At 64.8% G+C, this 9,694-nt stretch carries 7 protein-coding genes and 4 pseudogenes; 6 read left to right on the top strand and 5 right to left on the bottom strand.

What is annotated here, in order from left to right; translation table 11 throughout:
• Positions 1 to 296 precede the first annotated feature (296 nt).
• Together AB0I53_RS48675 and AB0I53_RS48670 are read left to right on the top strand one after the other, a co-directional pair.
• Positions 297 to 500, top strand: a pseudogene (locus AB0I53_RS48675) (arpA protein); the annotation flags it as partial.
• A gap of 44 nt (positions 501 to 544) precedes the next feature.
• The gene (locus AB0I53_RS48670; RefSeq protein ID WP_358617799.1) at positions 545 to 1,348 is read left to right on the top strand and encodes a class I SAM-dependent methyltransferase; all 804 of its coding nucleotides are present in this window, start codon (positions 545 to 547) and stop codon (positions 1,346 to 1,348) included.
• A gap of 210 nt (positions 1,349 to 1,558) precedes the next feature.
• Here AB0I53_RS48670 and AB0I53_RS48665 read toward each other — a convergent pair.
• A pseudogene (locus tag AB0I53_RS48665) lies at positions 1,559 to 2,069 on the bottom strand (type I glutamate--ammonia ligase); the annotation flags it as partial.
• Between the two features lie 734 nt (positions 2,070 to 2,803).
• On the opposite strand from AB0I53_RS48665, the gene AB0I53_RS48660 reads away from it, so the two are divergent.
• The 4 genes from AB0I53_RS48660 to AB0I53_RS48645 all read left to right on the top strand — a co-directional run bounded on the left by AB0I53_RS48660 (position 2,804) and on the right by AB0I53_RS48645 (position 5,616).
• Entirely contained in the window at positions 2,804 to 3,757 is a 954-nt protein-coding gene (locus tag AB0I53_RS48660) for a manganese catalase family protein (protein WP_358617797.1), read from the top strand.
• Between the two features lie 289 nt (positions 3,758 to 4,046).
• Complete coding sequence (locus tag AB0I53_RS48655; protein ID WP_358617794.1) at positions 4,047 to 4,367, top strand: hypothetical protein; 321 nt, start codon at positions 4,047 to 4,049, stop codon at positions 4,365 to 4,367.
• A 103-nt stretch (positions 4,368 to 4,470) separates the two neighbouring features.
• Positions 4,471 to 5,256, top strand: coding sequence for a VOC family protein (locus AB0I53_RS48650; protein ID WP_358617792.1), 786 nt, complete (start codon positions 4,471 to 4,473; stop codon positions 5,254 to 5,256).
• Between the two features lie 144 nt (positions 5,257 to 5,400).
• Positions 5,401 to 5,616: a hypothetical protein gene (locus AB0I53_RS48645; protein ID WP_358617789.1), complete on the top strand. Its 216-nt coding sequence runs from the start codon at positions 5,401 to 5,403 to the stop codon at positions 5,614 to 5,616.
• 575 nt (positions 5,617 to 6,191) lie between these two features.
• On the opposite strand, the gene AB0I53_RS48640 is transcribed toward AB0I53_RS48645, so the two are convergent.
• The 4 genes and pseudogenes from AB0I53_RS48640 to AB0I53_RS48625 all read right to left on the bottom strand — a co-directional run.
• Entirely contained in the window at positions 6,192 to 6,836 is a 645-nt protein-coding gene (locus AB0I53_RS48640) for a PhoU domain-containing protein (RefSeq protein ID WP_358617786.1), read from the bottom strand.
• Positions 6,837 to 6,870: 34 nt separating this feature from the next.
• A pseudogene (locus AB0I53_RS48635) lies at positions 6,871 to 8,270 on the bottom strand (IS1380 family transposase).
• Positions 8,271 to 8,318: 48 nt separating this feature from the next.
• Positions 8,319 to 8,660: a hypothetical protein gene (locus AB0I53_RS48630; protein ID WP_358617784.1), complete on the bottom strand. Its 342-nt coding sequence runs from the start codon at positions 8,658 to 8,660 to the stop codon at positions 8,319 to 8,321.
• A gap of 481 nt (positions 8,661 to 9,141) precedes the next feature.
• Positions 9,142 to 9,240: pseudogene (locus tag AB0I53_RS48625) on the bottom strand (hypothetical protein); the annotation flags it as partial.
• Positions 9,241 to 9,694: the final 454 nt, after the last annotated feature.

Below are 9,694 nucleotides of genomic sequence, written 5' to 3'. Positions count from 1 at the left end.
AACTCACCCCGAACACGCTCCACCGCACCAAGATCCACACCGAGATCATCACCCACGCCCACCCACAAGATCAAGACTTAACGAAGTACTACTAGAGCCCCGGCGCCCACACAGGGTCAGGATTCACCCGTCGGCGACAGGCAGGGAACCTCGTAGGGGCGGTTCGCAGATCACGTGGCCCTGCAGGCGAAACCGCCGACACAGCCACCTCCGTCAAAGTCAAGCCAGACAAAGACCTCAGCACCGCACTCCACCGCGAAGTCACCGAAGAAACTTGCAGGTCGCTGAGTGCGCAGCAGCTGTTCAAAGGCCGTTACTCGCTGCACCGAGTAACCCCGGTGCAAGGCGAAACGGCTGGCCATACAGCGATCTTCGCCTTCAGCGAGCATGCTGGCGCCATCGGCAGCGTGTCGCGGGCGCGGCAGATCTTCGGCCGGGTGCTGGCTGCATACCTGGCTGCTGGGGGACGCGCGGTGCGGAGCGGCCAGCTGCTGGATTGAGTGCCAGACCAGTCGGCGACTGCCAGAAGTGAGGAGGACGGTCCGTGCAGTTCGACGTCACCGGAAAGATCTTGCTCGACCAGATCTACACACAGCCCGATCCACGCGCCTACTTCAACACGCTGCGCAAGCTGGACTACTGCATTCCGCAGCAGGCCAAGCCGTACTTCCAGAAGGTCATCCAGGAATACCGGGAATCCCACGGGGTTCGCGTGCCCACCATCCTCGACCTCGGCTGTTCCTACGGCATCAACGCGGCTTTGTTGAAATGTGACGCCACGATCGACGAGCTCAATGAGCATTACTGCTGTACTGATGCCAGCACGGCGGATCGCGACTGGTTGCTGGCCCGCGACCGGAATCTGGTTCGTTCGCGCAGTCAGCTCAAGGACATCCGATTCGTCGGACTCGACAACTCCGAGCCGGCCCTCTCATATGCGCTTGCGGCGGGGTTCCTCGACGACGCGGTGCACGCGGATCTGGAAGCGCACGACCCCACCGAACAGCAACGCGCGCAGCTCACCGGAACGGATCTGGTGATCTCGACCGGCTGCATCGGCTACGTCGGCGAACGGACGCTGGCCAGGATCGCCCGGCAGCACCGGCCCTGGATGGCGCATTTCGTGCTGCGGATGTTTCCGATAGAACCGATTGCAGACGGCCTAGCGGCGTCGGGGTACGAAATCGTTCCCGTACCTGGTGTGTTCAAACAGCGCCGGTTCGCCTCCGTGCAGGAACAATCGCGGGTACTGGAGACGTTGCGGGCCGCCGGAGTGGATCCGAGCGGTCTGGAAGCCGACGGCTGGCTCTATGCCCGGCTCCACCTCTTCCGACCACGCCACGACTGAGAAGAACCCTACGAAGTCGGGGAACTTCAGTTCGATGTCGACGTTGCTGCTGGCCGACTGGAGCAGTCTGCGAACGTGGTCCGCCAGCCACCCCAAGAGGCCTGCCTACTCACGGCCAACCGAGATCGCATGTCGTCAACCGCCACGGCTGCGGCAGAGCACGGACAGCCAGCCGACGTCGCCGGACGAGCGCGCACCAGATGCGGGCTGCTACACGTCGTAGTACAGCTCGAACTCGTACGGATTCGGTCGCAGCCGCAGGTGATCGATCTCGTGTTTCTCGTTTGAAGACGATCCAGGTCTCGATCACGTCCGGGGTGAACACGTCACCGCGCAGCAGGAAATCCTGGTCGGCCACGAGGCTTTCCAGCACCGCGTCCAGCGAGTACGGAACCTGGACGACATCGGCGGCCTCCTCCGGAGATAGCTCGTAGAGGTCCTTGTCGACGGGTTCGGGCGGCTCGATCTTGTTCGCGACGCCGTCTAGCCCGGCGAGCATCATCGCCGCGAAGGCCAGGTACGGGTTTCCAGAGGAATCCGGGCAGCGGAACTCGATGCGCTTGGCCTTCGGGCTGGCGCCCGTCACCAGGATGCGGATCCAGGCCGAGCGGTTTCGCAGAGAGTAGACCAGGTTCACCGGCACCTCGAAGCCGAGCACCATGCGGTGGCACGAGTTCACCGTCGGGTTGGTGAACGCCAGCAGACTCGGCGCATGGTGCAGGTGACGACACGCCTTGGGGTCGCCGAGCGGCGCGCTTGACCCCGAAGAACGAACTTAGATCACGAAAGAAAGGGTCTTCACTGGCTGCGACCTGCGAAGACCCTTTTGGCTGTCGGGCTGACAGGATTTGAACCTGCGACCCCTTGACTCCGAAACTGTCCATAAGAGACAGCGACCAGCGTAAACCGAGAAACCCCGGGACAGCGGTGGAAGTATCCAGAACTCGCAGCTTTCCCCGACTGCCACGTGATCATCGGTAGCAGAGTCGTTTCAGACATGAATTTCACTCTCGCCACCCTCCGATAACAGACACAGGCTCCCTCGGAGAAGTCGGTTCATCCATCACCCGGTGACTACCCGTTGTGCAGTAGTCGAAACGAGCTCGTCGATCGGATGCCGACAAGTCGTCATTGACTGGGTGGTCGGGCTCGGCCTGATCGCTGCTTCTGCGAGCGGCGGTACCTTTCCGGTTTCTGACGAGGTTTTCGGCCGGGAGCAGTCCGCATGCTCGCCAGGTTCATCCAGGCGGGCGGGGACTGCCCAAGGTCGTCTGGCTACGTGCTTCTCCGAGTCTTAAAGTCGGGTCCCTGTGTCTGCTTCGACTGTCACTCAAGGTGACGATCACACCGTAGTCGCCATGTGCGGACGGCATCACCGAAGACTCGAAAGGCATTGATCGGCACCGATTTGAGGCACGAGCACACGGAGAGCTGTAGATCACCTGAGGAGTAGGAATGTTCTTCCACGTCCAGCGAATGATCAACGAGATCGTGCCCGACGAACCGGACCCGGCCGCAGCCAACGCCCTCCAGGAAGGCTTGGGAGGCCAGTTCGGTGAAATGCGAACGATGATGCAGTACCTGTTCCAGAGCTTCAACTTCCGTGGCGCGGACGCCAAGCCTTACCGGGACCTCTTGTACGGCATCGGTACCGAAGAGATCAGCCACGTGGAACTGATCGCGACTACGATCGCTCGGCTGACCGACGGTTCACCGCGCTACAACGGCGCGAAAACGGATCCGCTGGATCAACCAGCTGCCGGTGGTAGTACGCCCCTGTCCAACGCGTTGTCCGAGGGGAACATCCACCACTTCCTCGTCGGTGCCCAGGGCGCGCTGCCGGTCGACGCGGTCGGAAACCCCTGGTCCGGGTCCTACATCTACAACAGCGGTAACCTGGTGCTCGATCTGCTGTACAACCTGATGCTCGAGTCCACTGGGCGGCTGCAGAAGTGCCGCATCTACGAGATGAGCTCGAACAGAACCCTGCGTTCGACGGTGGCGTACCTGATCGTGCGCGACCAGGCGCACGAGAACGCCTACGCCAAGGCGCTGGAAAGCCTCGGGGTCAACTGGGGTAAGACGCTGCCGATCCCGAAGACCAGCGCCGAACGCTACCCAGAAGTCGCAACGCTGCTGGAACGCGGCCTGCACAACAAGCAATACACCTTCAACCTCGACAACCTCTCCGAGGCGGCGAAGGTGTTTCAAGGCAGCTCCCCCTCCGCACGGGACGGCGAAGTGCTGCGAATGGCACAAGCCCCCGAAGGCGTCGCCATGGACATAGCCCCGGAACGACCGGAGGAGTTCAGCCCCGGACTCGATCCGGAACTCGTCGAACTCATCCAGGCCACCGCCGAGATGGAAGTCGCAGCCGCCGACGAGCCAGTCCGCTACGGACCGGCGTGAGGGAGTGATCCGAAGACGCTCGGGCATCGCCTGTGGGCGACCGATCTGCTCCCGAAGGCGTGGGTCTCCCCCGCCCCATCCAGACGGCCACCTGGTCAGACAGCGACCCCGAACTTCAGCATGGTGCTGGACTCCGCCACCGGCACGGTGTCCCGCAGCAGCCTAGTCGCTCATTTGAGTGTTCATCGACCACACCATCCTGCGAATTCGGGGTTGGTGCTTAAACTCCTCGCCCATGACTGCGCCGACCTCTCGGGAGGAAGCCCTGCGTGGGGCCGTGGACACAGCCTTGATCGACCTGCTGACGCTGCCGGTGGCGGGCGGTGAGCACGTGCGGGGAGAGCGTGCCCGTCAGGAGTTGGCCCGCGCGACTCATCTGCTCGATCAAGAGCCACACCTGGATGTACCTAACGCCGCTGTGATCGCGGTACGAACTGCCGCCGACCACCTCTCCCAGAACAACAAGAACGAGGCCCGCACCGAACTGATCATCGCCCGAGGGCAGCTAGCCCGACCAGGCTCCCGCCTCGGCGCTGCACGCGAAATGCCGCCCGCGGAGCAGCAGTCGTACGCCGAAGTCGAAAACTCAGGTCAGGGCAGTGATCCGTAATGCGAACCCGCTGCGGTCGCCCACCGGGTGCCCAAGGTCGGCAGGCGAATCCCGGTGGCGGGCGTCACGGTGACCCCATGAGCTATCTGCGAAAGGAATCGCCGTGATCACGACTGACTTCGGCGTCGGCTCCCCGTGCTGGCTCGACCTCGGTGTCCCCGATGTCGATGCCGCGGCCGCCTTCTACGGTTCGGTGTTCGGTTGGGAGCTTCAGTCGTTCGGTCCGGACGCAGGCGGGTACGGCTTGTTCCGGCTGGACGGCAAGACCGTCGGCGCGGTCGGCCGGCTCACCGAGGAGGGGGCCCGCCCGGCGTGGATGATCTACTTCAAGACCGCCGACGCGGACGCCACGGCCCAAGCCGTGCAACAGTCCGGGGGCACGGTGCGGGCCGGCCCGTTCGATGCCGCCGGTGAGGCTCGGATGGCCCAGCTCACCGACCCGTCGGGCGGGCAATTCGCCGTCTGGCAGCCGGGGAAGAACCCAGGGCTGGAGTCCGTGGACAAGCCCGGCACGCTGACCTGGATCGAGCTCTACACCACCGACGCGGCCACCGCGAAGGAGTTCTACGGTGCCCTCTTCGCGTGGCAAACCGAGGACGTGCCGCTCCCCGGCGGCGGAGGTGCGTATTCGCTCATCACTCCGTCCGGTGCCGGTCAAGAACGCATGCACGGTGGCATCATGGAGCTTCCTGCAGAGCACCTGGCCGGCGGGCGCCCCTACTGGCATCCCGTATTCGGGTCCGAGAACTGCGACGCCACCGTCGCCAGAGTCACCGAGAACGGTGGCAGCGTGCAGATGGGACCGGAGGACGCGAAGGATGTCGGGCGGCTGGCTGTCTGTCTCGACCCGTACGGCGCGGACTTCGTAGTGCTTACGCCAGCAAGCTGACGTTCGGCCGGGCCCCAGCCCGCGTCTGGAACGGGGTCTTCGGGGCGTGACGCGGTCGCCGCAATGCCAGGCCACGAGATCACGAAGCGTCGCACTGAGATCCCTGACCTCGCGGGTTTAGGCAAGAGCAGTGGGCGCAGGAACATGAGCAGGAATCGGATGGTCAACCTCGAACACCTCCGCGCCCCGCTGACGGGGATGGAGCTCGTGTGCTCCGATCACACATTGCTGACCTGGATCGCCGATCAAGATGACGACGTCGTCGTCGCCCTGGCTGATCTGCTGGCGCGGGCCCGGGCCGCCTGCCCGCTGACCGAGCACCGGTGTGTGCAGCTCGACGGCGAGGGCATGGACGCGTAAACGGTGAGTGTGCACCTTCAGCTGATCTTCCACAGTGGCGCACGTCCGCACGATCGGGATCTTCCATGCCGGCGGTCTCAGCGCACGATTGCCGGCCTCCGCGACCGGGGCACCGATGCCGACGCCGATCAACGTTCTGCCCCACTGTCAGGCGAGGCTCTGGTCCGGCGGCGCTGCCTCAAGGCGGTGTGCACTGATTGCCGATGAATAGGTATGAGTCCGGGTGGCAGGGCATTACACATGGTGATCGTTGGATTGCGCCCGGAGTGTTGTTAGCACAGGTACATAGCCTGATCGCGGTGCGGACCGGTCTTGCGCCTGCGGCGGCTGCAGCTGCGGTCGGTGTGCTGACGCGCGTGCGCGCCGTAGGCGGTGGCCGCGGCCATACGCCAGGTGGCCGGCCTCGACCTCGCCGGGCAGCGTGCTGGACACCACGGCGGAAGTGCGGGGCACGGTGGTCTCCCGTGTGTGATCGGTGAGGCGGTGACTCGCCCTGCATTGCAACCCAGTGTCCCGGACGCGTCCGTGTCCCACCGATCCCACCGCATGATCTTGCGTGGAACCCGCCGGACCACCTACGAACCGCGAAGACCCTCATCGCCGCCGGGATCTGTCCCCACTCGTGCGCAACTACCGGTGAAAGCCAAGGGAGCCAGGGAAACTGGGCCGGGTGGGGAGAGCGCCGGAGTGGCGAACTCCAGGCGCCGGGCCACGGAGACTGCCTGATCGGCAAAGCGCTCGTAGAACCTGGCCAGCAGCGCCACGTTTACCGCTGCGGGGATCCCGTGCGGCCAGTCCCCGCCGGTAACGGTCTCAAGAATTCTCGCGTGCAGGGCGTCGACGGCGTCGTCGGTGCGGTTGAGCTCGGCGAACCGGCCTTCCGCACTGCCGGTGACGAGTTCGGAGAGGTGCTCGCACATGCGCACGTCGAGTTCTCCCATTTCCCGGAACTGATCTTCCAAATCCGGTGGCACGACCCTGGCCGAGTGGTTGCGGCGAACGAGTTTCGCGACGTTGACGGCGAGACCGCCCATCCGTTCGACCTTCACCGCGCAGTAGAGAGTGGCCAGAACGGCGCGCAGGTCGCTGGCTACCGGTGTCTGCAGGGCCAGCGACTGGGCGAACCCTTCGCAGGCCTTGCCCGCTCGGTCCAGCGTGGCATCCTCCTCTATCACCTGCTCGGCGAGCCCCACAGCCGCTGGTCTGCCCAGCTTTTCCACGGAGTTCTCTGTTGTAGGGGCGGTTTACGGGTGTTCAGGTGGTCGAGGGAGCGATGGTGGTGGCGTGCCAGAGCTGCCGCCAGGCAGTGGCCCAGGGCCAGTGAGCTGGCAGGTGCAGCACGGGTTTTCGTTGTGGTCGGGCCAGGCGGGCGGGAACGGCGATGATCTTGCGGCGCAGGGTCGCTCCGCGGGCTTTGCTCAAGTTGTGCTGGCCAGCACGCCGGCGGCACGCATCAGGTTGTGAGTGATCGCCGCGCACAGTACCCAGGCGGAGTTCGCGCCGAAACGCCCGGACGGCATGTGCGCCAGCGGCCCGTCGATGAGGTCGGCGAACACGGTCTCGATGACGGCGTGGCGGCGATGGGTGATATCGGCTTCGGGCGCGGGTTGTGTGGAGTCGATGAAGAACGTGTGATATCGCCAGCCCGGGAACAGTTCGTCCTGCCGCGCGGCGTCTTTGACGCGGCGCACGATCAGCCGGGCGGTGACACGATCAGGTTTGGATGCGAAAGCGGTGTAGGCGATTTCGGCGACCTCGGCGTCGGAGATCCACTCCCCGGTATCCGGATCCTGCACCGCGCCCGGATATTTCACCGGGGTCCACGCGTCGGCCGGGATCGCTGCGATCGCTGCGATCGCCTTCCGCACGGCCGGATTCTGGGTCAGTACCAGCGAGAACCGCACCCCAGCGCGGCGGCAGGCGCCGATCACGGCGCGGCCACCATAGGCCGAATCGCCACGGACCAGGATCTCACCAGTCACTCCCGCCGCGCGGGCAGTCGCGATGGCCTGAGAGACCATGCGGCCGGCGCCCTTCGCCGAGCCGGTCTTACCGGCACGCAACCGCATCCCGGCGATCACCGGCGCGGCAGTGTCGGTGCTGATGGTCGTCGCCAGCGGTGAAAGCCCTTTGCGCAGAATCTGTTTGCCCGCGATCTTGGTATGCCCGTAGGACGCGCCTTGCTTGGCGTGCCCATACACCGGCCGCAGCAGCGAGTCGATATTGATGAACACCCGCTCGGCGGAGCCGGGCAGCAGATCGACCCGGGCGCACAACCGCGACAGGTGCGAACGCAGCACCGACTCCAACTGGCGAGCATGCCCGAAACCGAACTCCCGCAACAACGTTCCGATCGTCGACGGCGCATACACCCGGTCGAACACCGTGGTCATCCCGCCACTGCGCAGCACATCGACATCGTCGATACTGTCCGCGCCCGCACACATCCCCGCGATCAACGTCGCCAGCTTCGGCGCAGGATTGGCTGAGCCGGACTTGATACGCGGTGCGTCGATCGAGACCTTCTCCGCCAGCAGCTCGCCCAGCCCGGTCTGCTCGGCCAAACCCATCACCGGCACCAGGCCAGCCAGCGACACGAGATTCTCATCATCGAACACCGCAGACCCTGCGGCGAACCTATGCGAAACTTGCACCCGAAGTGCCCTTCCGAACTGGACCGATCACTGCCTCGACAACAGCGATCATCCCAGCTCAAAGGGCACTTTCCCATTCACCACACACCGACGGGCACCAGCCCGCCGGTGGATCCAGGGTAAGCACTTGAGAGCATCGGATCCACTCTTCGGGAGAAAGGCCCGACCATGATTACCCTCGGTATCATCCTTCTCATCGTCGGATTCCTCACTGGGATCCAGATCATCTGGATTCTCGGCATCGTCGCGGTCGTCGCCGGTGCCGTCTTCGCCGTCGCAGGCGGTACAGGGCACGCCATTGCTGGCCGCAGGCACTGGTTCTAGGCCTGCGGTCGCTCGAATTAATACGGCCTGGTCCTCCAATCCGCGCTTGCGGGACTCGTCGGACACCACACTCACCTCCACAGCCGACCACCCTGAAGGTGGCAGGCAGGTGACCGACCCCGACGGGCACGACTTCAAGCTTTCTTCGGTTGCGGGTTCCAAGAAGCCTGGTCCCAGACTCCGAGAGCACACACCAGAGCGGCCCCACCTGGGCTGAACCGACGAGGGCTTGGTCGCCTTCACGTTCGGACGTGAACCGGAAGACCCTGGGGTTGTGGATCGGTGTCCGTTGGTGGGCTTCGGGGTGAAGGACGACGGCGGTTGGGGTCAGCTCTTGTAGTTGCTCTTCGTCCGCGTCGCCGAGACCGATCACGGCAGTGGTGATCTCGTTGTTGGCGTTCCGGCTAGTCAACACGTCCGGCAAAAACGGCGGTTGACGCTATCCGAAGTGGGTAGAGACCGGGGGCCACGCGCCGCGGATGGCGGTCGCGCGCCGCGCAAATGCAGCGCCGGAGCTGGCCGGCGCCGTGCTCAAGGCGGACGGGCCTCAGCCTGACAGCGGATAGGGGTCATGGCCGGGCGCGACCGTGCGCTTGTCACGGATCGTGCCGTCGGTGCCGCGGGTGACCAGCTCACCGCCGTCGGCACGGACGAGTTGCTCATGCGCCTTCGAGACCGCTTCCTCTTGGGTGGTGGTATGCGCCGGCGAGTCCGTGTCCGTCGGGGTCGGTCACGTGCCAGCCACCTTCCGGGTGCAGGGCCACGTGTCGGGTCGTCATGCCTGATCCCTCCCGCTGCAACGTGCGAGAACTGGCTCTCGGCTGGCTAGGCAGGAGAAAACCGCGAGGTGAGGGATGGGGCCCTGCCTGGGTGGGTCGTCGTCGAAGGCGGGGAGAAAGCTGCGCACGAGCGCAAGGATCTGCGACACCGATGATGTTGGAGGAGGCCACCTCCGCAACGGTGACACCGTGATCGATGGCTGCGTCGAGGTCCACGTGATCGGCCCTAAAGGTTGTCCCGTAATCGCGGGTCTGGGCGGGTAGTGGATCATGTGCTGGTGCAGGTGATCGGGGTTGACCAGCCGGCGTGGATACCGACGT

It is taken from the genome of Saccharopolyspora sp. NPDC050389 (assembly GCF_040655595.1).
GTDB lineage: Bacteria > Actinomycetota > Actinomycetes > Mycobacteriales > Pseudonocardiaceae > Saccharopolyspora.
Note: the sequence above shows the minus strand (reverse complement) of the source record. Positions and strands in the feature narration are given on the sequence as shown.

Excerpts from the sequence above, each read along its gene's own strand:
- AB0I53_RS48660 (WP_358617797.1), top strand. The coding sequence starts at position 2,804 with ATGTTCTTCCACGTCCAGCGAATGATCAACGAGATCGTGCCCGACGAA.
- AB0I53_RS48645 (WP_358617789.1), top strand. The coding sequence starts at position 5,401 with ATGAGCAGGAATCGGATGGTCAACCTCGAACACCTCCGCGCCCCGCTG.